The organism is Amycolatopsis sp. NPDC051372, assembly GCF_040682095.1.
In the GTDB taxonomy this organism is placed as follows: domain Bacteria; phylum Actinomycetota; class Actinomycetes; order Mycobacteriales; family Pseudonocardiaceae; genus Amycolatopsis.
The window spans coordinates 35,574-57,293 of record NZ_JBFBAF010000002.1; the positions used below are offsets into that span (position 1 = coordinate 35,574).

The window sequence follows — 21,720 nt, forward strand, 5'->3', positions numbered from 1 at the left end:
TCTCCGCCGGCTGGTTCGGAGGGGCGCGCTCATGCCGACACCAGCTCAGCGGCCACCAGGTCGCCGACGCGGGCCGCCGCGGCCGTCATGATGTCGAGGTTGCCGGCGTAGGTGAGCAGGTAGTCGCCGTTGCCCGCGACTTCGAGGAACACGCCGACGCGCGCGACGCCGTTCCACTCGGGACGCGGCGGATCGAACTGCGGATCGGCTTTGAGCGTGCAACGGGTACGTACCGGCGGACCTCGGCGACCATGCGGTGGATCGAGTCGGTGATCGCCGCGAAGTCCGCGTCGGCGGCGACCGCGCAGAACACGGTGTCCCGCATGATCATGGGCGGGTCCATCGGGTTGATGATGATGATCGCTTTGCCCTTCGCTGCGCCGCCCACCTCTTCGAGGCCCCGCGCGGTGGTTTCGGTGAACTCGTCGATGTTCGCGCGCGTGCCCGCGCCGGCCGAGCGCGAGGACACGGACGCGACGATCTCCGCGTACGGCACCGGAGTCACGTCAGGTCGATCGAGCGGATGCCCGCTTCGGCGTAGTGCGGCGCGTGCGCGAGGTGCGTTTTCGCCGACGTCGCCTCGAAAACGAGCTGCGGAAGTTCGGCTTGGCGCAGGAGCCAGTCGACGCCGTCCGCCGAAGTCTCCAGGCCGAGTCGCGCCGCGCGGGCGAGCTCGTCGGACACCGGGTCGACCCGACCAGGTACCGCACGTCGATCTTCTCGCTGCGCCGCAGCTTCGCGAGCAGGTCCGTGCCGATGTTGCCGGGGCCGACGATCGCGGCCGTCACCTTGCGTTCCGCCATGTTTTCCGACGGTCCTCGCCGCGGCGGTGCACACTCAACCCGTGCGTACCACTGGACGGAACGGCGGCGAAGGCCTGGTCGCCTCGCGCGTCGCGGCGATCCTGGGCGCCTTCCGACCGGGCGACGACACGGTCGGTGTGTCGGAGCTGGCGCGGCGGACGGGGCTGGCGAAGACGACCGTGCACCGCCTGACCCGCCACCTCTGCGACACCGGCCTGCTCGAACCCGACGGCACCGCGCTGCGGCTCGGGCTGCGGCTGTTCGAGATCGGCCAGCTCGCGATCCGGCGCCGTGGTCTGGTCGAGGCCGCGCGCCCGTCGCTGGCCGACCTGCGCGAGGCCACGCGCAACACCGTGCACCTCGCCGTGTTGGAGGGCACCGAGGTGGTCTACCTCGACGTGCTGCGTGGCCCGGACGCCCCCGATGTGCCGTGCCGCATCGGCGGCCGCTTCCCGGCCCACGCCACCGGCGTCGGGAAGGCCATCCTCGCGTTCTCGCCGGAACCGCTGGTGGCGCGGGTGATCGACGCCGGTCTCCCCCTCATCAGCCGGCGCACCATCACCGCGCCGGGGTTGCTGCGCCGCCAGCTCACGCGCATCCACGCCGAGGGCGTGGCGTTCGAACGAGAGGAGTCCGGCGTCGGAGTGGTCTGTGCCGTGAGTCCCCTGCTCGACGCGGCGGGCACGGCGGTCGCGGCGATCTCCATCACCGGCTGGGCGACCCGGATGCGCACGGAGCGTGTCGCCCCGGCGGTGCGCACGGTCGCGCTCGCGTTGTCGCGTTCGTTTGTCCAGACCTGAGCAGTCGGAAAAATTCGTGCCACACAACGGGTTACGCGAGGGTTAGGCCGTTCGGATGACGTCGGGGGCGCAGGTCTGGTCCCGTGATTCTCCGTAACTACGATCGTCCGGATGGCCCAGCAGAGCTGGGGGATCACGTTCCCGGGCCGGTCTCCCACGCCGATCTCCAGGGTCCGCCGCGATCCCGTCGTGGCGGCCCGAGCCCGGCTGCTGTCGCTCGATCTCGTGCTCGGCCTGCTCGCCCTCGCCGGCGGTCTGCGCGTGGTCTACCTCTCGGCCACCACGCCCGCTCTGCCCGGAGAAGCCACGACCGTCGCCCGCGCCTACGCGCTCGGCCACCTCACGGCGTACGGCGGTACGACCACGGCCGGCGCCAGCCCGTTCGGACAGCTGCAGCTCGCCGGGTACACGATGTTGTCCCACGCCTTCGACCGCGCGGCGACGCCGGTCGCCGCCGTGCGCGAGGCGATGATCGTTGCCACGGTGGTGACGACGGTGCTGGTGTGGCTGCTCGCCCGCCGGCTCGGCCTTCCGCGCTGGGCGGGACTGGTCGCCGCGGTGCTGCTCGCCGTGTCGCCGCTGGCGATCGGGCTACAGCACGTGGTGGTCGTCGAGCACCTCGCGGTGATGTGGGCACTGGCCGGGCTGTGCCTCGTCGCCACGCCTCTCCGTTCCTCCGACGCCACCGGCGACCACAGTGGACCTGCGCGCCACGGCCTTGCCCAGGACCTGCTGGGCGCGGGCTGCCTGCTGGCCGCCGTGCTGACCTCACCACTCACGCTGCTGTTCCTGCCCGCCGCGGGCTGGCTGCTGCTGCGCCGTTCTCCGGCGCGGGCCGGGCTCGTCGCCGTGGTGGTGAACCTCGGCCTGGGCCTCGCCTTCGGGCCGCTGGCGGCGTGGTTACGCCCCGCTCTCGCCACCGGCGGCGAGCCGGCCCTGCCCAGGTGGCTGGTTTTCGATCCGGCCCTCACGGCGGTATCGGCGCTCGCGTTGATCGCCGGCCTGTTCGTCGCGACGGTGCGCCCGCTCGCGGTGTCCGGCATTCTCGTGGCCGGTCTGCTCGCGGTCCCCGGGTTGCCGGCCACTGCGGTGCTGGCCCTGCTGCTGCCCCTCACGCCGCTGGTCGCGGCCGGGGTGGCGCACGCCGTGCTTTCCGCGCACCACGAACCGGAGCACCGGCGCGCGCCCGCCCGGCCCGGGGCCGGCGTCGCCGTGGGCACGGTGGTCCTGACCGCGGCGTTCGCGCTGAGCTGGACGTACGGGTTCACCTCACTGCGCCCCAGGCCAGCGGGCCCCGACCCGGCCGTCGAGGCCCGCACCTGGTTGCAGGCCAACGCGGTGGGCTCCCGTGTACTCGTCGACGACGCCACCTGGACCACGCTCGCGGCGGGCGGGTGGCCGAGTGGGCTGCTCGTCACGACGGCCGACGCGAACCCGCCACCGGACTGGGCCGCGCTCACCCCACCGGCACTGGCCCAGTCCTCCACAGTGGACTCCCCCGACGCGGCCGCGGTGTTCGGCAGCGGCGCGGGACAAATCACCGTCGCCCGGCTCGGGCCGCCCGTGCTCGTGCCGGACGAAAACGGCGAGAAGACCGCGCGGGCCCACGCGGGTGCCGCGCTCACCAGGTCCGGACGCGTGAACTGCGTGCCGGAAACGCGTGCCGTGCTCGGCCGGGGCGATCTCGATCCCCGGCTGATCTCGACGCTGGCGGCGTTCGCGTCGCAGCAGCCGGTGCGCGTCGCGGCGTTCCCGCCCGTGCCCGGCGAGGACGCGGCGGGGCAGCCGCGCCGGCAGGTGCTCGTCACCGGCGCCGACGACGCGGCCACCCGGTTCTACGCCGGGCAGCGCGCCGTGTTCCGCCCGGCCTCGGTCGTGCGGACGGCCGGCGGCGTGCTCGTCACCTACCCGCCGTTCGCGCCGCCCGGCCTGCTCACCTCCTTCACCGCACCCTGATCCCTCCGAAAGGTCCCCTCCGATGCGCCTTCGAACCCTTTTGAGACCCACCGGTCTCCTCGCGGCCGCCGGGCTGCTGCTGCTCACGACCATTCCCGCCGCGGAAGCGTCCACCGGCCCCGGCCCCGGCCCCGGCGTCGGCTGGATCCGCGTCGGGCACCTGTCGCCGGGTGTGCCGCCGGTCGACATCTACTTCGCGCCGTTCGGGCAGCCGGAGAAGGTGGTGATCCGCAAGGCGGGCTACGGCGCCGTCACGCCGTACTCGTCGCTGGACCCGGGCCAGTACACGCTCTCGATGCGGCCCGCCGACGCCGCACCGACGACCGCACCCGCGCTCAGCGCGACGATCTCCGTGGCACAGCAGACCGCCTACTCGCTGCTGGTCTTCGAGAACGGTCCGGACGGGACGCTGCACGGCGCCCTCGTGACCGACGACCTCACCGCCCCGGGCGCGGGCAAGGGCCGCGTGCGCGTGGTCGAGGGGTCGGCGACACCCGCGCCGGTGAGCGTCGGCGGGCCGGACGGCATGGCGCTCGCCACGAACGCGGCCTACGGCGACACCACGCCGTACGCCGAAGTGCCGGAGGGCACCGTGCCCCTGCAGCTGACGAGCGGCAGCGTCAAGGCGAACGCCGACGTTCCCGTGGCGGCGGGCTCGTCGACCACGTTGCTCGTGACGCAGGACAACGGCGCGCTGAAGGCGACCCCGATCTCCGATGGCGCCGACCTGCCGAACCCGCCGAAGCTCGGCGTCGAGACCGGGGGCGGCGCCACGGCGTCCGGCGGCGACCACTCCGAAGGGTGGTTCGCGATCGGCGTCGGGGTGTTCCTGCTCGTGCTGGTGCTCACGCCGCTGGTCCGGCGGATTCGGGAAGGCCGTGCGCGCTGACCTGATCCGGGTGTGCTGCGCGGTCGCGCTGGCCTGCGCCGCATGCACGCCCGCACCGTCCACAGTGGTCTCCGCGACGACGTCCGGCTCCGCTCCCACGGCAACAGCCACCGAACCGGCCGGCAGCATCGGGCCGCTGCCTCCCGCGGCGAGCGTGAGCCCGGTCCGCCTGATGATCCCGGCGATCGGGGTCGACGTGCGCGGGCTGGTCCCGCTCGCCCTCGGCCCGGCGCACGAGCTGCGGGCGCCGGAGAGCTTCGCCGACGTCGGCTGGTACGCCGCCGGCCCGGCACCGGGTGACCCCGGGCCGGGGGTCATCGCCGCCCACGTGGACTCCCGGTCCGGCCCGGCGCCGTTCTTCCGCCTGCGCGAGCTTCAGCCCGGAGACGAGGTCCGCGTCGAACGCTCCGACGGCGGCGGCGCCCGCTTCGTCGTCGACGCCGTGCAGCGATACCCGAAGGACGCCTTCCCGACCGACGCCGTGTACGGCCCCGCCCCGGGCGCCGCGCTGCGCCTGATCACCTGTGGCGGCGCCTTCGACGCCGCCGCCCGGTCCTATCGCGACAACGTGGTGGTCTACGCCTCGACCCGCTGGACCTGACCTACTGGGCCCCCACACTCCGTTGCGCGAGCTCCTCTTCGAACCGCAGCACAGGCTCGTCGGCCAGCAGACCGCGGCGGGCCAGCGCCGGCCGCACACCCTCGCCGAACCAGTACGCCTCCTCCAGGTGCGGGTAGCCGGACAGCACGAACTCCGAGACGCCCACCGCGTGGTACTCCTCGATGAGGTCGGCGATCTCCTCGTGGCTGCCGACCAGCGCCGTGCCCGCGCCGCCGCGCACGAGGCCGATGCCGGCCCACAGGTGCGGGTGGATCTCGAGCCCGCGCGCACCCGCGTCGAGGCGGCCGCCGTGCAGCGCGACCATGCGGCGCTGGCCCTCCGACTCGCTGGCGGCGAGCTGGGCCTGTGCCTGCGCGATCTGCGCGGGGTCGAGCGCGTCGAGCAGGCGCTGCGCTTCGGCCCACGCCTCCGCCGACGTGTCGCGCGCGATCGTGTGCACGCGCACGCCGAACCGGACGATCCGGCCCTCGGCCGCGGCCAGCGCGCGCACCTTTCCGATCTTCTCCGCGACCTGCGCGGGCGGCTCACCCCACGTCAGGTAGACGTCGGCGTGGCGCGCGGCCACCGGCAGCGCGGCGGGCGACGAGCCGCCGAAGTACAGCGGTGGCACCGGATCGGGCGCGGCGAGGGTGGTCGCGCCCGCGACTTCCAGGTGCTCGCCGGAGAAGTCGAACGGGCGGCCCGACCACACGCCACGCACGATCGTGAGGAACTCGTCGGTTCGGGCGTAGCGGGCGTCGTGGTCGTGCCAGTCGCCGAAGCGGCGCTGCTCCACCGCGTCGCCGCCGGTCACGATGTTGAGCAGCACCCGGCCCGACGACAAGCGCTGGAAGGTACCGGCCATCTGCGCCGCCAGCGTCGGTGAGATGACGCCGGGCCGGAACGCGACGAGGAACTTCAGCCGGCGCGTCTCGCGGATCAGCGCGGCCGTGGTGAGCCACGCGTCCTCGCACCACGTGCCGGTGGGTGTGAGCACACCCTCGAACCCGAGCTGCTCGGCCGCCCGGGCGATCTGGGCGAGGTAGTCGACATCCGCCGGTCGCTGCGCGACCCGGCCCAGGGACTTGTTGGCGTGGAAGCGTTCCACGATCGTGCGGCCGTCGCCGCTCGTCGGCAGGAACCAGTGCAGTTTCAGGCTCATCCGTTGCTCCTCACGGCTTCGATGGCAGGCCCGTAGCGGCGGTCGGCGAACGCCGCGAAATCGACCTTCCCGGGTAAGGTGCCGTCTTCGGTGAACGCGTCGGCGAGCTGCTGCTCCGACGCGACGACCGAGTCGTCGAGCGGGATCGGCTCGTCGCGCCCGGCGGACACGGCCTTCTGCGCCACGGCGGGCTCCAGGCCCGTCTCGGCAGCCCACGCCTTCGCCCACGCGTCGCGGTGGGTGTTCGCCCACAGCTGCGCCTTGACCACGCGCTTCACGAAGTCCTGGATGGCGGAGTTGCGTCCCGGATCGGCGAGTGCGGCGGTGCTCGCGGTCTCGAACGCGAGGCCGTTGGAGCTGCCGCGCCCATCGGAGAGCACGCGGGCGTGCGCGTCGAGCTGCGCCTGGGCCGTGTACGGGTCCCAGATCGCCCACGCGTCCACCTGGTGCTGGGTGAACGCTGCGTACGCCTCCGACGGCTGAAGGAACGACAGCTTCACGTCCTTCGTGGACATTCCCGCGCGCTTGAGCGTGTTCAGCAGCTGCCCGTGGGCGGAGCTGCCCTTCGACACCGCGATCGTCTTGCCCCGCAAGGACGCCACGTCCTTCAGCGGCGAGTCCGGCGGCACCAGGATGGCCTCGCGCTCGACGTTGCTCTTCGCGACGCTGACCACCGAGATCTTCGCCTTCGCTGCGGCCGCGAAGAGGGGCGGGGTGTTGCCGACGCGGCCGACGTCGATCGCGCCGGCCGAGGCCGCCTCCAGCAGCGGCGGGCCGGAGGTGAACGTGGACCACTCGATGCGGTAAGGCACGCCGGACAGCAGGTTCGCCGCCGTGAGCAGCGACTTCACGCCGCCCTTCTGATCGCCGACGCGCAGCGTCACCTTCGCCAGGTCGGCCGCCGAGACGGGGGCGGGCACGGGCGCGGGTCCGGTCGCCGCTCCGGAGGACGAGCAGGCGGTGAGCCCGCCGAGCGCTACGGCCGCGGCCAGCGCGAGTGCGGTTTTGCGGGCAGCGTTACGCAGGTGCACCTTCGGTCACTCCCAGGTCGGCCAGCACGCGTGAGCGCACGTCGGCGTGATCGGTGGCCGTCCGCGGGCGCGGGTGGCCGAAGACGTGTTCGGAGACGATGCGGCCCTCGTCGAGGACCAGCACGCGGTCGGCGAGCAGCAGGGCCTCGTCGACGTCGTGGGTCACGAGCAGCACCGCGGGTTCGTGCGTGCGCCACAGCCGTTCGACGAGCCGGTGCATCGCGAGGCGGGTCAGCGCGTCGAGCGCGCCGAACGGTTCGTCGAGCAGCAGCAGGTCCGGTTCGCGCACGAGCGCGCGAGCGAGCGAAACCCGTTGTGCCTCACCGCCGGACAGCGTCAGCGGCCAGTCGTCCTCGTGCCCGGACAGCCGCACTTCTTCCAGTGCCAGCTCGGCGACGCGGCGGTCGCGCGAGCGGTTCTCGCCGTCGCGGCGCAGGCCGAGCACGACGTTGCGCCAGACCTTGCGCCATGGCAGCAGGCGCGGCTGCTGGAACGCGACCGACACGGTGCCCTCGACGCGCGCGGTGCCGTCGATCTCCGTGTCGAGCCCGGCAAGGACGCGCAGCAGCGTCGACTTGCCCGAGCCGCTGCGGCCGAGCAGCGCGACGAACTCGCCGCGGCCGATCTCGAGTTCGAGTCCGTCGAGGACAGTGCGCTCGCCGAACCGTTTCGTCAGGTCCCGCACCGCGACCACCGGTGTCACGGGGCCAGCCATCGCAGCGCCCTCCGTTCCAGAACCCGCACCAGCGCGTCGGTCGCGAGGCCGAGGATCGCGTAGACGATCAGGCCGACCACCACCACGTCCGTGCGCAGGAACTCACGGGCGTTGTTGATCAGGTAGCCCAGGCCGGCGTCGGCGTTCACGGTCTCGCCGACGATCAGCGCCAGCCACGCGAGCCCGAGCGACTGCCGCAGTCCGACCAGCGCCTGCGGCAGCGCGCCGGGCAGGATCACGTGCCACAGCCGTTCGCCCCGCGTGAATCCCAGTGCCCGCGCGGCTTCGACCAGCCGGGCGTCGGCCGTGCGGATTCCCGAGTGGACATTGAGGTAGAGCGGGAACGCGACCCCGAGGGCCACGAGCACGATCTTCGTCTCCTCGCCGATCCCGAACCACAGGATGAACAACGGGATCAGCCCGAGGAACGGCAGCGTCCGCAGCATCTGCACGGGCGGGTCGACCAGCGCCTCGCCCCACCGCGACAGCCCGGCGACGATCCCGAGCAGCACGCCGGCGACGGCGCCGATCGCGAACCCCGCCCCGACCCGGCCGAGCGAAACGACGAACGCGTTGCCCAGCTCACCGGTGCGGGCGAGGTCGAACGCGCTGGTCAGCACCGTCCACGGGGCGCTGAGCTTCTCGGGTGGCAGCACGCCGGTGAAGCTCGCGAGCTGCCACGCGGCCACGAGCACGACCGGGCTGATCCAGCGGCGGAGGGAAACTCGCCGCCGGGACGGCCGTTGCGCGGGCTTCGGCGGCCCGTTGGCTTCGGATTTTCGGGCGCGCGTCAGCACACCCGTGGTGGAAATCGACACGGATTTCTCCCGGGTACAGGTTTTGCCACAGGGAAAGGGGAACTGCTCAGCGCGGACGGCAGATCGCGCTCGCCTGCTGCCGGAGGTCGACGTGCAGGCGGCTCACGAGCAGCGCGCCGAGGTTCATGCCCCGAGCTTCACCCGATCCGGCGGACCGCGTCAACAAAGCCCGGGCCGGCTCCCAGGCACTGGAACCGGCGCGGCGCTTGTTCCGCTTGTGCCCGCTCAGAAGGCGCGCGAGATCCGAGGAGTGGGACGGCGTCAGGCGCCGAACATCCGGTGCCACTCGTCGAGGGAACGCGGCCGGAACACGAAGTTCGTGTCCTTCACGTGCGACAGCGCGGCCGACGGCTCGGCCGAGTACTGGTGCCCCGGGTAGACGACCGGGTCGCCGGGCAGCGTCGCGAGCCACTGGAGGCTGCGGTAGATCGCGTCGGCGTCGCCGCCGGGGAAGTCGGTGCGGCCGCAGCCCTCGAGGAACAGCGTGTCGCCCGAGACGAGCCGGTCGCCGACGAGGAAGCACTGGCTGCCCGGCGTGTGGCCGGGTGTGTGCAGGAGCCGGATGTCGACCGCGCCGACGCTGAGCACGTCGTCGTGGTCGTGCGCGCGCAGGTCGGTGCCGGACACGCCGGTGACGCGGCGGACCCACTCGGTCTCTTCGGTGTTGACGTGGATCGGGACCTGCTGGATCGCGAGCAGCTCGGCGATGCCGGGCAGCGAGAAGCCCATCATGTCGCCGCCGACGTGGTCGGGGTGGTGGTGCGTGGCGAGGACGCCGACCAGGCGCATGCCGTCGTCGTGGAGCACCTGCACCAGGTCGCCCACCGCGTAGGCCGGATCGACCATCACGGCCTCACCCGACTCACGGTCGCCGATCAGGTAGGCGAAGTTGACCATCTGCGTCGCGACCGGGTCCCCGACCGCGAAATCCCGGCCGGCGAGCAGTTGGCGGAAGTACAGCTGGTCTGCCATGCGGGCAGCCTATCGGCTCACTCCCCCACGTCTCCGTCCGCCGGCTCGCGCAGCGCGTCGAGGTGGCCGACGTGGCGGGCGGTCTCCCGCACGACGTGGGCCGGCACCCACCGCACGGTGAACTCCCCGCCGCGGCGCGTCCGGTCCTCGGGCCTCAGCCCTGCCGGTGCGGCAGCCGACCGCTCCCACTCCGCACGGCAGGCGGCGACCATCGACACCGGGTCGTCGCCGGCGGCCGGGTCCCAGCGCGGGTCCGGCGAATCCGGCCACAACGACGGCGCGTCGGAGCCACCGGCCTCGATCGAGAGCCACCACCGTTCGACGGCCGTCAGGTGCTTCACCGCCCCGAGCGCACTCGTCCGCGGCGAGCTCGGCAACGGCGGCTCTGCCGCCTGCTCCCGGGTGAGGCCCACGCCCTTGTTCACCGCGGTCGCCCGCGGGAACTCGAGGAAACGCAGCTGGACGGCCGGCTGTGACCGTGGACGGTACTCGTCACCGACGAACGCGCACGACGTCAGTGTTTCGTCGCAGCTGTGAGCGCTTGTTGTCACCGATTTGCGCGGTGGTTCTCACCCGCGCCGACCCCCGTCGGTGACATGGAGAGCGCTGCCGACCTTTGCCGGTTGAGGTCGGACCCCGCGGTGGTGAGGAGCTTATTCACCCCTGGTTTTTCAACGGTGCGCAGTCGAGCGACCTCGTCCCCGAGAACGTGCCCGTACGGTTCCCGCTGCCGCGTGCGCGGGCGGGCTTCGGGTTCGCCGAGGTCGCCCGGCGCCACGGCGACTTCGCGCTCGCCGGCGTCGCCATCCTGGTCCGAGTGTCCGGTGAGCAGGTGGAGGAGGCCGTGCTGAGGGCCTTCGGTGTGTCCGGCCGGGCGGTCACTCGCGATGTCACCGCGATGGTGCGCGAAGCCGGAGGCGACGCGGACGCCCTCGCTGAACCGGCGGCGCTCGCCGGCGAGCTCGTCGACACCGCCGGGGACCCGCACGGCTCGCCCGCCTGCCGGCGCCGGCTGCTGTCCGCACTGGGTGCGCGGGAGCCGGCGCGCGCGTACCGTTTCGCCACGAGGGGAAAGCGGTGATGACGCTTCCTCGCTCGGTCCTGGCGCGGAACTCACCAAGCACCTCGGCGACGACCGCAACCGCGGCCGGGTGCGGGTGGCCGTCGGCCCGATCCGGCTCTCGTTCGCCCGGCCCGAGCACACGGCCGAACGCGACGCCGGCGCACACCGGCTCCGCGTCGTTGGCCCAGGGCGAGGACGCCGGTGGCGGCCGGACGCAGGCCGGCATCGTGCTGGTCGCCCAGGCCCAGCCGGGCGGGGCGCGGCTGCGGGCCACCACTGCCTTTACCTCACCGGGCGGATCGCCCAGTTCGGCCGGGCACTCGCCGGCGACGTCAGCCGGCGGAAGTTCGAGCAGTTCGCGGGTGGCGGTGGAGAAGACCACGGTTCCCCGGGGCACCCGCCGCCCCGCGGAACCCCGAGCGCCATCGTCCTGGTGGCAGGCACGCTCCGTTCGCGAGCGCGCAATTGGTGGCGGCGCATCCGTGGCCGTCGTTCCGGCAGGGACCCACAACACGTGATGAGGAGAACTCAACGGTGAGCTCGACTTCGACGATCGACACCTCGGCTATCGACCGAGTGCTACGAGACGCGGTCGGCGCTGGGCACGCGCCCAACGTCGTCGCCGTCGCGGCGGACCGTGACGGCATCATCTACGAAGGCGCGGCCGGACCTCGTGCCGTGGGGGCGCCGGAGCCGGTCTCGGCCGACTCGCACTTCCGGATCATGTCCATGACCAAGATGGTGGGCACCGTGGCCGCGCTGCAGCTGCGCGACCGCGGCGAGCTCGAGTTCGACGCCCCCATCGACACCTACCGGCCCGAGTTCGCCGATGTCCAGGTGCTGGAGGGCTTCGACGGCGAAAACCCGGTGCTGCGCCCGCCCGCGAGCCGTGCGACTGTCGCGCAGCTGGTGACGCACACGACCGGCCTGAGCTACTGGTTCTGGAACGACGACATCGTCAAGTGGGAGCAGGCCACCGGCACGCCGAACGTGCTGGCCGGCAAAACCGTGATCTTCCAGGCGCCGATGGTGGCCGACCCGGGTACGACGTTCGAGTACGGCATCAACACCGACTGGCTCGGCCGGGTCGTCGAGGCCGCGTCCGGCAAGTCGCTGGACGTCTACTTCAAGGAGAACATCACCGGACCGCTCGGCATGGCGGAGACCACGTTCGTCGCGAGCGCCGAGCAGCGGGCCAACCTGGTGCCCGTCCACGTGCAGGGTGAGGACGGCACGTGGGCGGTCACGGAGATCGACCTGCCCACCGAGCCCGAGTACTACACTGCCGGCCACGGGCTCTACTCCACACCGCGCGACTACCTGAAGTTCCAGCGCATGCTGCTCGGCGGCGGCACGCTCGACGGGGTCGAGGTGCTTCGGAAGTCCACAGTGGACGAGGCGTTCACCAATCAGGTGGGCGAGATCGAGTTCCCGGCGCACATCCCCACCGCGGACCCGGCCTCGACGCACGACCTCGACCTCGGCCCGGGCCTCAAGTGGGGCTGGGGCCTGGTGCTCACCACGGCGCAGGTGCCGGGCATGCGCGCGCCCGGCAGCGGTGCGTGGGCGGGGTTGTGCAACTCGCACTTCTGGGTCGACCCGGCCAGCGGCGTCACCGGCGCGATCTACTCGCAGTCGCTGCCGTTCGTCCCGCCGGGGCAGCTCCAGATGTACGCAGATTTCGAGCGGGCGCTCTACGCCTCGCTCTGAACCTGGCGAGAACCGTGAAGGGCGCTCTTCCCGTTTCAGGGGAGCGCCCTTCACGGCGGTTCACGCCTTCTCGGCCCGAGACCGGTCGCGGCGCGGACGCGCCGCTCGGTGAACTCATTTCGATCCCGCCGGGTTTCCTCGGCTGTGTCCTCGGCCCGAAGCTGAGACCCGGCTCGACCTTCGAACCCGTGTTCGATATGACGGGAACCCTGCCACGCGGGTCATGCCATTGCCACCGCCGGAGTGGGAGCCTGGACGCCCTCAACGGCATGCTCCGGGGAGGCTACGTCTCCGTCGGCGGCGCCTGGGTCCTGCGCCGGCTCGACTCGGAGTTGTCTCGCCGCGCGCTCGGGTACGAGGCGACAGCGCACTGGCCGGAAGAGAATCTCCGGTACTGCCACCCGGACAACCGCTGCGCCGTCGCCGCCATGATCGCCGCCGCCCTACGCGGCGAGGGCCCGACCCTGTTCGACAAGATCGTCGACATCATCCGCATCCACGGCCCCGGCGGCCGCGAATCCGAGGACGGCATCCTGCCGGAACTGGCCTGACCGGCGCTGTCCGAACCGGACCGCACACCCGCCGGGTGAACAGCCTGACCTCCGCTCGAGCGCCCGGAATAGGGTGACGGTCATGGTGTGGGGACTGCTGTGTGCGCTGCTCTCGGCCGTGGCGTACGGCGTCGCTTCGGTGATGCAGGCCGTGGCGGCGAAGGCGACGCCCGACGCGGGCGCAGGGGTCGACCCGCGGTTGCTGCTGCGGGTGCTGCGGCAGTGGAAGTACGTGGCTGGCCTGGGGTTGGACGTGCTCGGGTTCGTCGCGCAGATCGCCGCCCTGCACGTGTTGCCGTTGTTCGTCGTGCAGGCCACGCAGGCGGCGAGCCTGGCGGTGACGGCCGTGGCCGCTCGGGTGTTCGGCGTGCGGCTCGGGGCGCGCGAGTGGGCGGCCGTGGTCGTGGTCTGCGCGGGACTCGCGTTGCTGGGTTCGTCGGCGCAGAGCGAAGGTTCGGATCAGGTGGGTTTGGGCTTCCGGCTGGCGCTCGCAGGCGCCGTGGTCGTGCTCGGGCTGGCCGGGATCGCGGCGGGCAAGGCCGGGCGCCGCGTCCGGACGCCGGCGCTGGGCCTGGTCGCGGGCCTGTGCTTCGGGCTCGTCGCCGTGGCCGGCCGGATCATCCCGAGCCTCGCCCCGCTCGACCTGCTGACCGACCCGGCGCTCTACCTCGTCGCCGTCTCCGGTGGCATGGCGATGTTGTTCTACGCCACGGCGTTGCAGCGCGGCAGCGTGACCACGTCGACCGCGATGATGGTGCTCGGCGAGACCGTGCTGCCCTCGCTCGTCGGCGTCGTGCTGCTCGGCGACCGCACGCGGCCCGGCTTCGTGATCGTGGCCGTCACCGGGTTCGTGCTCGCGGTCACCGCGGCGCTCGCGCTCGCCCGGTTCGGCGAGCCGGCGCCGATCGAGCAGCCCGTCTGAGGATCAGCCGCGGTTGCGCCGCCACTGGTTCGACAGCAGCCACATCAGGTAGAGACCGCCGATCGCACCGGTCGCGATGCCGACCGGCAGCCCTTCCTCACCGAACACCAGGCGCGTCAGCAGGTCGCTGGCCACGAGCAGCAGCGCGCCCATCAGCGCCGAGGACACCAGCGCCGGTTTCGCCGAGCGCGCCAGCCGTTTCGCCAGCTGAGGCGCGGCGAGGGCGACGAACGCGATGGGTCCCGTCGCTGCGGTGGCGATCGCGCACAGCGTCACGGCCACCGCGAGCAGCACCGCCCGGCTGCGCTCGACCGGCACACCGAGCCCCTTGGCCGAGTCGTCGCCCATCTCCAGCAGCGCGAGCCGGCGGCCGTAGCCGAACGCGAGCGGCAGCAGCACCACCACGGCGATCGCGACCGGCCAGATCTCGTCCCAGCCGCGGCCGTTCAGACCACCGACCAGCCACGCCTGCGCGGCATACGCGTCCTGCAGCGAAGCCCGCGTGATCAGGTACGAGTTCACGGCCGTCAGCATGGCCGCGACGCCGATGCCGACCAGGATCATCCGGAAGCCCTGCAGCCCGCGCCGGTAGGCGAGCAGCCCGACGGCCAGCGCCGTGAGGATCCCGCCGACGAGCGCGCCGAGCGCCACCGCACCGGAACCGCCGTGCGCCAGCACGATCACGAGCAACGCGCCGGTCGCCGAGCCTTCGGTGAAGCCGATGACGTCCGGGCTGCCCAGCGGGTTGGCGGACAGGCTCTGCAGCACGCCGCCGCTCACCGCGAGCGCCGCGCCGACCAGGACCGCGAGCAGCAGCCGCGGCAGCCGCAGCGTGGTCACGATGAACTCCGTGCCCGCATCGCCGAAGCCGAAGAGCGTCTTCACGACGTCGAGGACCGACAGCGGGTAGTCGCCCGTCGTCATGCTGACGGCGCTGAGCACGAAAAGCACCACGGCGAGCACGATGCCCACCACCAACGCGCGCGGTGTCACGCGCAGCGAAACCCGCCGCACCCGGACGGGACGTTCCTCGATCGCGGTCACAGGCGCGCCAGCTTCCGGCGCCGGCACAGCGCGATGAACACGGGCGCGCCGAGGAACGCCGTCACGATGCCCACCTGCAGCTCCTCCGGCGGGTTGAGGATGCGGCCGATCACGTCGGACCCGATCAGCAGCACCGGCGAAAGGATCATCGAGTACGGCAGCACCCACCGCTGGTCCGGACCCACCAGGATCCGCACCGCCTGCGGCACCGCCAGGCCGATGAACGCGATCGGCCCGATGGCCGCCGTCGAAGCGCCGCACAGCAGAGTGACCGCGATCGCGCCCAGGACCCGCGTCCGGCCGATGTGCGCGCCGAGCGCCTTGCCGGTCTGCTCGCCCAGCGCGAGCACGTTCAGCGGCCGCGCGAGCAGCAGCGCCAGCACGATGCCGATCGCGACGAACGGCGACACCTGCACCAGCACGTCCACGCGCCGGCCGCTGAGCGAGCCGACGTTCCAGAACCGGAACTGGTTGAACGTGTCGGGGTCGATGAGCAGCACCGCACCGATGTAGGCCTGCAGCACAGCGGTGAGCGCCGCGCCCGACATCACGAGCCGGTCGGGCGTCGCGCCGCCGCGCCCGGCCGTGCCGAGCAGGTAGACCACCACCGAAGCGACGGCGGCGCCGAGGAACGCGAACCACACGTAGCCGAGGACAGTCGTGACGCCGGTGAACGCGATGGCCGAGACCACCGCGGCGGCGGCGCCGTTGTTCACCCCGAGCAGGCCCGGGTCGGCGAGCGGGTTGCGCGTGAGCGCCTGCATCACCGCGCCGGCGAGCCCGAGGGCGGCGCCGACGAGGGCGCCGAGCAGCGTCCGGGGCAGCCGCTGGTCGTGGATGATGACCGCGTCCGCGCTGCCGTCGTTGTGCCAGAGGACCGACCAGGTCGAGCCGAACGGGATGCTCTTCGAGCCCACCCAGAGGCTGACAAGCATGATCAGCACGAGCAGCGCGACGGCACACACCAGGCCGCCGCCGCGCAGGGTTCGGGCCCGCCCCCGGTGCGCGGGTGGCCCCGCCGCCACGGGTGGGCTGACGCTGACGACCACCGACACCTCCTGGGGATCGGGCACTCCTTCGCGGGCGGTTCTTAGACTAGCCTTACCTATCAAACTGCGGTGCAGGCGGCACGCTGAGCAGGTGGAGCGAAGGGGAGGGCGCCGGTGACGACGGCTGCAGCGAGGACCGGGCGGGACGTGCTGCGGCGCGCGATCTCCGGACAGCGGGGGGCCGTGACGCTCTCGTCCGTTCTCGCCGCCGCGCACCAAGGGGGTGAAGCCCTGGTGCCCGTGGTGATCGGCGTGGTCATCGACCACGCCGTGGCCGACAGCTCCGTGCTCACGCTGCTCACCTGGCTGGGAGTGCTGGCGGTGGTGTTCCTGGTGCTGTCCTACAGCTACCGCTTCGGTGCGCGGGCCGCGGAACGCGCCGCCGAGCGCGCGGCGCACGACATCCGGCTCTCGATTTCGCGGCGCGTGCTGCATTCGCGGGGCGGCACCGAAACGGGTGCGCTCGCCGGTGAGCTGGCCAGCATCGGGACATCGGACGCGCGCCGCGTCGGGATGATCAACGCGACGCTGCCGTTCGGGATCTCGGCGCTGGCGGGCCTCGTGGTCAGCGCGGTCGCGCTGCTGCGGATGTCGGTGCCGCTCGGCCTGCTGGTCCTGCTCGGCACTCCCCCGTTGCTGTTGCTCGCCCATCTGATCGGCAAGCCGCTGGAGAAGCGCAGCGAGGTGGAGCAGGAGCGCGCGGCGCACGCGTCGGGCGTCGCGGCCGACCTGGTGGCGGGGCTACGGGTGCTCAAGGGCATCGGCGCCGAACCGGCCGCCGTCGACCGGTATCGCCGCACCAGCCGGAATTCGCTGCTGGCCACCGTGCGCGCCGCCCGCGCGCAGGCCTGGCACAACGGCGCGCTGCTCGCGTTGACGGGCATCTTCATCGCGCTGGTCGCGCTCGTCGGCGGGAACCTGGCGGCCGACGGCGACATCAGCGTCGGCGACCTCGTCGCGGCGGTCGGGCTCGCGCAGTTCCTGCAGACCCCGTTCTCGATCTTCGCGTGGGTCAACGGCCAGTTCGCGCAGGGCCGCGCGTCGGCCGGGCGCGTCGCGACCGTGCTGAACTCGCCGCTCGCCGTGCCCGAGGGCAGCGCGTCGCTGCCTGCGCCGGCCGCGGGCGGGATCGAGCTTTCCCGCGTGACGCACGGAAAGCTGCGGGAGCTCGACCTGTCCGTGCCCGCCGGACAGCTGCTGGGGGTCGTCACCGCCGACCCGGCCACGGCCACCGACCTGCTCAACTGCCTCGGCCGCTTCACCGACCCCGGTGCGGGCATGGTCCGCGTCGACGCGGTCGACTTGTCCACTGTGGACCCGGACCGCGTGAGGGAGGTGGTGCTCGTGGCCGCTCACGACGCCGATCTGTTCGAAGGAACCTTGGAGGAGAACGTGCGAGCGGGTGGTCCGGCGGTGCCGGACGGAGTGCTGGCGGCCGCGGCCGCCGACGAGGTGGCGAGCACGCTGCCGTCGGGCACGGCCACGGCCGTCACCGAACGGGGGCGCTCGCTCTCGGGCGGGCAACGACAACGCGTCGCGCTCGCGCGGGCGCTGGCGGCGGACACACCGGTGCTCGTGCTGCACGACCCGACCACGGCCGTCGATACGGTCACCGAAGCCCGGATCGCCGAAGGCATCGCCCGGTTGCGCCGCGGTCGCACCACGATCGTGGTGACGACCAGCCCGGCTCTGCTCGCGGCCACCGACCGCGTGGTGCTGCTCGACGAAGGACGCGTCGTCGCCGAAGGCGAGCACGCCGGCCTCGTGCGCGAGCGCGCCGACTACCGCGCGGCGGTGCTCTCGTGAGCACCCGCGAACTGCTCCCGACCGCGGACGGGCACCGCATCCGCGCTGTACTGGGCGAACTGCTGCGCCGGTCGAAGGCTCGCGCCGCGGGGTCGTTCGCCTTCGTCGTGGCCGCCACGGCCGTCGGCCTGCTCACCGCGCCACTGCTGGGCCGCGTCGTCGACATCGTCGCGCAGCACCGCCCGGCCTCGGACCTCGTGACGCCGGTGGTGGAGCTCGTGCTCGTGGCGGTCGTCTCGGCGATCGCCACGGCCATCGGGACCTCGATGCTCGCGCGCCTCGGCGAGACGATGCTGGCGGATCTGCGTGAGCGGTTCGTGGACCGCGCGCTGGGCCTGCCGCTGGAGCAGGTCGAGAAGGCCGGTTCCGGCGACCTCACCACACGCGTGACCAACGACGTGTCGGTCGTCGCCGAGGCCGTGCGCGAGGCGCTGCCGGAGCTGGGCCGGTCGGTGCTCACGATCGTGCTGACGCTCGTGGCCATGGCCGTGCTCGACTGGCGGTTCCTCCTCGCGGCCCTGCTCGCCGTGCCGATCCAGCTGCACACCGTGCGCTGGTACGTCCGGCAGGCGAAGCCGCTCTACGCGGCGCAGCGGGCTGCCGTCGGTGCGCAGCAACAACAGTTGCTCGACACGATCGGCGGCGCCAAGACCGTGCGCGCGTTCCGGCTGGCCGACGAGCACGTGGAGCGAGTGCGTCAGCGTTCGGACGGCGCGGTCGAGCTGGCGCTGCGCGGGATCCGCCTGGTCACGCGGTTCTTCGGCCGGCTGAACCTCGCGGAGTTCATCGGGCTCTCGGCCGTGCTGGCGGCGGGCTACCTGCTCGTGGGCGCGAACCTCGCGACGGTCGGTGTCGCCACCGCGGCGGCGCTGTACTTCCACAGCCTCTTCGGCCCGATCAACACCGCGCTCGCGCTCGTCGACGACGCGCAGGCGGCCGCGGCGAGCCTCGCGCGGCTGATCGGCGTGGCCGACCTGCCGGCACCGGTCGAGCCGCAGCAGCCGGCCCGGCCGGTCGACTCGTCGGTGAAGGCCGGCGCGTTGCGGCACTCCTATGTGGACGGTCACCCGGTGCTACGGGAAGTGGACCTCGACCTCGCGCCCGGCGAACGCGTCGCGCTGGTCGGCGCGAGCGGCGCGGGCAAGACGACGCTGGCGAAGCTCATCGCCGGCATCCACCAGCCGCACTCGGGTTCGGTGTCGCTCGGCGGCGTGCCGCTCGCCGACCTGGGCCCGGCCCAGACGCGGCGGACTGTGGCGCTGATCAGCCAGGAAGTACACGTCTTCAGCGGCACACTGGCCGACGACCTGCGGCTGGCGCGGCCCGAAGCGTCCGAAGAGGACCTGCGCGCAGCGCTGATCACGGTCGGCGCGCTGGAGTGGGCCCAGGCGCTTCCTGAAGGGCTCGACACGGTCGTCGGCGACGGCGGGCACCAGCTCACCGTCACGCAGGCGCAGCAGCTCGCGCTCGTGCGGCTCGTGCTGGCCGACCCGCCGGTCGCGATCCTCGACGAGGCCACGGCCGAAGCGGGCAGCGCGGGTGCCAAGACACTGGAGGCGGCCGCCGCGGCGGCGCTCGCGGGCCGGACCGGACTCGTGGTGGCCCACCGGCTCACTCAGGCGGCGGCGTCGGACCGGATCGTGGTGCTCGACGCGGGCGCGGTCGTGGAGACGGGCACGCACGACGAACTGGTCGCCGCGGGCGGCCGGTACGCGACGTTGTGGGCCGCGTGGTCGGGGACGCGCCGGGTGGACGACCCGGTAACGGGGTGAGGCTCGCCGCAGTGGACGTGGTTGCATCGACAGGGCGGTCTGACTTAGGTTAGGCAAACCTGATTAATCGAGAGGACCGACGATGGCCCGCTTCTCCCTTCTGTCCGCCGCGCGCGGGCGCGCCCGGACCGCCGGGGCGCTCGCCGCGGCGCTCATGCTCGCCGGCGCGCTCTCCGCGTGCGGCTCCGACGCCCCCGCGACGCCGGGCGCGGCTGGTGAGTCCCACGCCACGGACCCCGGCGCGTTCCCGGTCACCATCGAGCACAAGTACGGCTCGACCACCATCGAGAAGGCACCGCAGCGCGTCGTCACCGTCGGCCTGACCGAGCAGGACTCGCTGCTCGCGCTCGGCGTCGTGCCCGTCGGCACCACCGACTGGCTCGGCAACTTCCCCGGCGCCATCGCGCCGTGGGCCAAGGCGAAGCTCGGCAACGCGCCGCTGCCGACCGTCCTGAAGGACGCCGACGGTCCGCAGTTCGAGAAGATCGCCGCGCTGAAGCCGGACCTCATCATCGGCCTGTACTCCGCGCTCACGCAGGAGCAGTACACCACCCTGTCGAAGATCGCGCCGACGATCGCGCAGCCCAAGCAGTACAACGACTACGGCATCCCGTGGCAGGACACGACCAAGACCGTCGGCAAGGCCGTGGGCGAGGCGAAGGAAGCCGACGCGCTTGTGGCCGGGGTCGAGGACCAGTTCGCCAAGGCCCGCGCCGCGCACCCGGAGTTCGCCGGCAAGAGCGCCCTGATGGCCACCCAGTACGACGGCTACTTCGTCTACGGCAGCGAGGACCCACGCTCGCGCATCCTGACTTCGCTGGGCTTCAAACTGCCCCCGAACCTCGACCAGCTCATCGGCGACAAGTTCGGCGCGAACATCAGCGCGGAACGCACCGACCTCCTCAACGTCGACGCCCTGGTCTGGATCGTCGACACCATCCCGGGTGGCCAGGCGACCCTGGCGAAGGACAAGCTGTACTCGGGCCTGAACGTCGCGAAGCAGAAGCGTGAGGTCTTCATCGAGGACCCGAGCACCTACGGCAGCGCCACGTCGTTCGTCAGCGTGCTCAGCCTGCCCTACACGCTCGAGCGGATCGTCCCCCAGCTCACCGCCGCCGTCGACGGCGACCCGGCCACGGACGTGAAGCCCGCGGCCTGATCGCCGCGCGCGCCCCAACGCCCGGCCGGGAGACGTCCTCCGGCCGGGCGTTGTCGTGTGGTGCGCGGAATTCCGTTCTGGGTTCAGAGATTCGGCGACGCGGGAGCTCGGGCCGAAGATACGCAGCAGCTGCGCGTTCGCCGGACTGCCTGCTGAGTCAACTTGTGGGCGAGGCAGCGGACTCAGTCCGCGGCGGGGTACACGAGCCGATCCACGTGGTGACGATTTCGTCGAGAACGGACAGCGGCACCTGACCCTCGGAAGCACTGCCGCGTGGAAAGCGCGAAGGTCGAACCGGTTGCCGAGCGCGTGACTGGCCTGGTTGCGCAGTCGGCCGATCTCACGGCGGCCCACCATGTACGCCAGGGCCTGCCCCGGCTCCGACAGGTAACGGTCCACTTCGGACTCGATCAGGGCCGGCCGATCCGGTGCAGTTCGTCCGGCGAATGCCGGACCCACTCATGGTGTCATCCCGATCCTGATCGGTCGCGGGCACGCCCACAGCGTGGTGAGTCGTCCTCGACTGCGGTCCGGCGCACCGTGCGAGCCCCAACCCGAGAGAAGCCGTCGTCGTGTGGTGCGAGGGAATCTGACTCTTGTGCGGCCGCCACCGAGCCTGAAATACCAAACCGCCCGGCCGGATGTTCTCCGGCCGGGCCGTTTCGCATTGCCGTGCTAGGACTCCATGGCCTCGATGAGCGACTTGGGCCGAAGGTCGGTCCAGTTTTGTTCCACGTAGTCGAGGCACTGCTGGCGGGCGTCGGGGCCGAAGGCGGTGGTCCAGCCGGCCGGAACGGCCACGAACTGTGGCCACAGGCTGTGCTGGCCCTCGTCGTTGACGAGCACGAGGTAGGTGCCGTCGGGGTTTTCGAAGGGGTTGGTCACGGTGTTTTCCTT

Annotated in this window: 20 protein-coding genes and 2 pseudogenes; 11 read left to right on the forward strand and 11 right to left on the reverse strand. The window is 72.4% G+C overall.

Features of this window, described 5'->3' with window-relative positions; genetic code table 11:
- Positions 1 to 29 precede the first annotated feature (29 nt).
- Positions 30 to 803, reverse strand: a pseudogene (locus AB0M56_RS03950) (acetylating acetaldehyde dehydrogenase).
- A 41-nt stretch (positions 804 to 844) separates the two neighbouring features.
- Between AB0M56_RS03950 and AB0M56_RS03955 the strand changes: the two are divergent.
- The 4 genes from AB0M56_RS03955 to AB0M56_RS03970 all read left to right on the forward strand — a co-directional run bounded on the left by AB0M56_RS03955 (position 845) and on the right by AB0M56_RS03970 (position 5,049).
- Entirely contained in the window at positions 845 to 1,603 is a 759-nt protein-coding gene (locus tag AB0M56_RS03955; protein WP_364170833.1) for an IclR family transcriptional regulator, read from the forward strand.
- A 111-nt stretch (positions 1,604 to 1,714) separates the two neighbouring features.
- Positions 1,715 to 3,559, forward strand: a complete 1,845-nt coding sequence (locus AB0M56_RS03960) for a phospholipid carrier-dependent glycosyltransferase (RefSeq protein ID WP_364170835.1) — start codon at positions 1,715 to 1,717, stop codon at positions 3,557 to 3,559.
- 22 nt (positions 3,560 to 3,581) lie between these two features.
- Positions 3,582 to 4,448, forward strand: coding sequence for a DUF4397 domain-containing protein (locus AB0M56_RS03965; RefSeq protein WP_364170837.1), 867 nt, complete (start codon positions 3,582 to 3,584; stop codon positions 4,446 to 4,448).
- Entirely contained in the window at positions 4,438 to 5,049 is a 612-nt protein-coding gene (locus AB0M56_RS03970; protein ID WP_364170839.1) for a class F sortase, read from the forward strand. Before AB0M56_RS03965 ends, AB0M56_RS03970 begins: the two co-directional genes overlap by 11 nt.
- A gap of 1 nt (position 5,050) precedes the next feature.
- Here the strand turns inward: AB0M56_RS03970 and AB0M56_RS03975 are convergent, their stop codons facing one another.
- The 6 genes from AB0M56_RS03975 to AB0M56_RS04000 all read right to left on the reverse strand — a co-directional run bounded on the left by AB0M56_RS03975 (position 5,051) and on the right by AB0M56_RS04000 (position 10,265).
- Positions 5,051 to 6,211: an LLM class flavin-dependent oxidoreductase gene (locus AB0M56_RS03975; protein ID WP_364170841.1), complete on the reverse strand. Its 1,161-nt coding sequence runs from the start codon at positions 6,209 to 6,211 to the stop codon at positions 5,051 to 5,053.
- Complete coding sequence (locus AB0M56_RS03980) at positions 6,208 to 7,236, reverse strand: ABC transporter substrate-binding protein (RefSeq protein WP_364171367.1); 1,029 nt, start codon at positions 7,234 to 7,236, stop codon at positions 6,208 to 6,210. Before AB0M56_RS03980 ends, AB0M56_RS03975 begins: the two co-directional genes overlap by 4 nt.
- Positions 7,229 to 7,957, reverse strand: a complete 729-nt coding sequence (locus tag AB0M56_RS03985; RefSeq protein WP_364170843.1) for an ABC transporter ATP-binding protein — start codon at positions 7,955 to 7,957, stop codon at positions 7,229 to 7,231. The genes AB0M56_RS03980 and AB0M56_RS03985 overlap by 8 nt, the downstream gene beginning before the upstream one ends.
- A complete protein-coding gene (locus tag AB0M56_RS03990) occupies positions 7,942 to 8,775 on the reverse strand; it encodes an ABC transporter permease (RefSeq protein ID WP_364170845.1) in 834 nt (277 codons plus the stop codon). The genes AB0M56_RS03985 and AB0M56_RS03990 overlap by 16 nt, the downstream gene beginning before the upstream one ends.
- A gap of 261 nt (positions 8,776 to 9,036) precedes the next feature.
- Positions 9,037 to 9,747, reverse strand: a complete 711-nt coding sequence (locus AB0M56_RS03995) for an MBL fold metallo-hydrolase (RefSeq protein ID WP_364170847.1) — start codon at positions 9,745 to 9,747, stop codon at positions 9,037 to 9,039.
- Between the two features lie 17 nt (positions 9,748 to 9,764).
- Entirely contained in the window at positions 9,765 to 10,265 is a 501-nt protein-coding gene (locus AB0M56_RS04000; RefSeq protein ID WP_364171369.1) for a DUF664 domain-containing protein, read from the reverse strand.
- Positions 10,266 to 10,456: 191 nt separating this feature from the next.
- Here AB0M56_RS04000 and AB0M56_RS04005 point away from each other — a divergent pair, with 191 nt between their 5' ends.
- From AB0M56_RS04005 to AB0M56_RS04020, 4 genes are all read left to right on the forward strand, one after another.
- Positions 10,457 to 10,828, forward strand: a complete 372-nt coding sequence (locus AB0M56_RS04005; RefSeq protein ID WP_364170849.1) for a hypothetical protein — start codon at positions 10,457 to 10,459, stop codon at positions 10,826 to 10,828.
- Between the two features lie 516 nt (positions 10,829 to 11,344).
- Positions 11,345 to 12,520 carry a serine hydrolase domain-containing protein gene (locus AB0M56_RS04010; protein WP_364170851.1) on the forward strand — a complete coding sequence of 392 codons (1,176 nt, stop codon included), beginning with the start codon at positions 11,345 to 11,347 and terminating at the stop codon, positions 12,518 to 12,520.
- 269 nt (positions 12,521 to 12,789) lie between these two features.
- On the forward strand, positions 12,790 to 13,071 hold the full coding sequence (locus AB0M56_RS04015; protein ID WP_364170852.1) for a barnase inhibitor: 282 nt from the start codon (positions 12,790 to 12,792) through the stop codon (positions 13,069 to 13,071).
- An 82-nt stretch (positions 13,072 to 13,153) separates the two neighbouring features.
- Positions 13,154 to 13,993 (forward strand): DMT family transporter, encoded by an 840-nt coding sequence (locus tag AB0M56_RS04020; RefSeq protein ID WP_364170854.1) that lies wholly within the window; start codon positions 13,154 to 13,156, stop codon positions 13,991 to 13,993.
- A 3-nt stretch (positions 13,994 to 13,996) separates the two neighbouring features.
- On the opposite strand, the gene AB0M56_RS04025 is transcribed toward AB0M56_RS04020, so the two are convergent.
- Positions 13,997 to 15,037: an iron chelate uptake ABC transporter family permease subunit gene (locus tag AB0M56_RS04025; RefSeq protein ID WP_364170856.1), complete on the reverse strand. Its 1,041-nt coding sequence runs from the start codon at positions 15,035 to 15,037 to the stop codon at positions 13,997 to 13,999.
- Positions 15,034 to 16,086 (reverse strand): iron chelate uptake ABC transporter family permease subunit, encoded by a 1,053-nt coding sequence (locus tag AB0M56_RS04030; protein WP_364170858.1) that lies wholly within the window; start codon positions 16,084 to 16,086, stop codon positions 15,034 to 15,036. The genes AB0M56_RS04025 and AB0M56_RS04030 overlap by 4 nt, the downstream gene beginning before the upstream one ends.
- 114 nt (positions 16,087 to 16,200) lie before the next feature.
- On the opposite strand from AB0M56_RS04030, the gene AB0M56_RS04035 reads away from it, so the two are divergent.
- The 3 genes from AB0M56_RS04035 (at position 16,201) to AB0M56_RS04045 (ending at position 20,823) form a co-directional block, all read left to right on the forward strand.
- Complete coding sequence (locus tag AB0M56_RS04035; protein ID WP_364170860.1) at positions 16,201 to 17,892, forward strand: ABC transporter ATP-binding protein; 1,692 nt, start codon at positions 16,201 to 16,203, stop codon at positions 17,890 to 17,892.
- Positions 17,889 to 19,664 carry an ABC transporter ATP-binding protein gene (locus AB0M56_RS04040; protein WP_364170861.1) on the forward strand — a complete coding sequence of 592 codons (1,776 nt, stop codon included), beginning with the start codon at positions 17,889 to 17,891 and terminating at the stop codon, positions 19,662 to 19,664. Before AB0M56_RS04035 ends, AB0M56_RS04040 begins: the two co-directional genes overlap by 4 nt.
- A gap of 82 nt (positions 19,665 to 19,746) precedes the next feature.
- Positions 19,747 to 20,823, forward strand: coding sequence for an iron-siderophore ABC transporter substrate-binding protein (locus tag AB0M56_RS04045; protein ID WP_364170863.1), 1,077 nt, complete (start codon positions 19,747 to 19,749; stop codon positions 20,821 to 20,823).
- A gap of 321 nt (positions 20,824 to 21,144) precedes the next feature.
- On the opposite strand, the pseudogene AB0M56_RS04050 reads toward AB0M56_RS04045, so the two are convergent.
- Both AB0M56_RS04050 and AB0M56_RS04055 read right to left on the reverse strand, forming a co-directional pair.
- Positions 21,145 to 21,282: pseudogene (locus AB0M56_RS04050) on the reverse strand (DUF885 family protein); the annotation flags it as partial.
- Between the two features lie 216 nt (positions 21,283 to 21,498).
- Complete coding sequence (locus AB0M56_RS04055; RefSeq protein WP_364170864.1) at positions 21,499 to 21,708, reverse strand: MbtH family protein; 210 nt, start codon at positions 21,706 to 21,708, stop codon at positions 21,499 to 21,501.
- Positions 21,709 to 21,720: the final 12 nt, after the last annotated feature.

Excerpts from the sequence above, each read along its gene's own strand:
- AB0M56_RS04045 (WP_364170863.1), top strand. The coding sequence starts at position 19,747 with ATGGCCCGCTTCTCCCTTCTGTCCGCCGCGCGCGGGCGCGCCCGGACC.
- AB0M56_RS04015 (WP_364170852.1), top strand. The coding sequence starts at position 12,790 with ATGCTCCGGGGAGGCTACGTCTCCGTCGGCGGCGCCTGGGTCCTGCGC.
- AB0M56_RS03995 (WP_364170847.1), bottom strand. The coding sequence starts at position 9,747 with ATGGCAGACCAGCTGTACTTCCGCCAACTGCTCGCCGGCCGGGATTTC.
- AB0M56_RS03985 (WP_364170843.1), bottom strand. The coding sequence starts at position 7,957 with ATGGCTGGCCCCGTGACACCGGTGGTCGCGGTGCGGGACCTGACGAAA.
- AB0M56_RS03960 (WP_364170835.1), top strand. The coding sequence starts at position 1,715 with ATGGCCCAGCAGAGCTGGGGGATCACGTTCCCGGGCCGGTCTCCCACG.
- AB0M56_RS04020 (WP_364170854.1), top strand. The coding sequence starts at position 13,154 with ATGGTGTGGGGACTGCTGTGTGCGCTGCTCTCGGCCGTGGCGTACGGC.
- AB0M56_RS03975 (WP_364170841.1), bottom strand. The coding sequence starts at position 6,211 with ATGAGCCTGAAACTGCACTGGTTCCTGCCGACGAGCGGCGACGGCCGC.
- AB0M56_RS03965 (WP_364170837.1), top strand. The coding sequence starts at position 3,582 with ATGCGCCTTCGAACCCTTTTGAGACCCACCGGTCTCCTCGCGGCCGCC.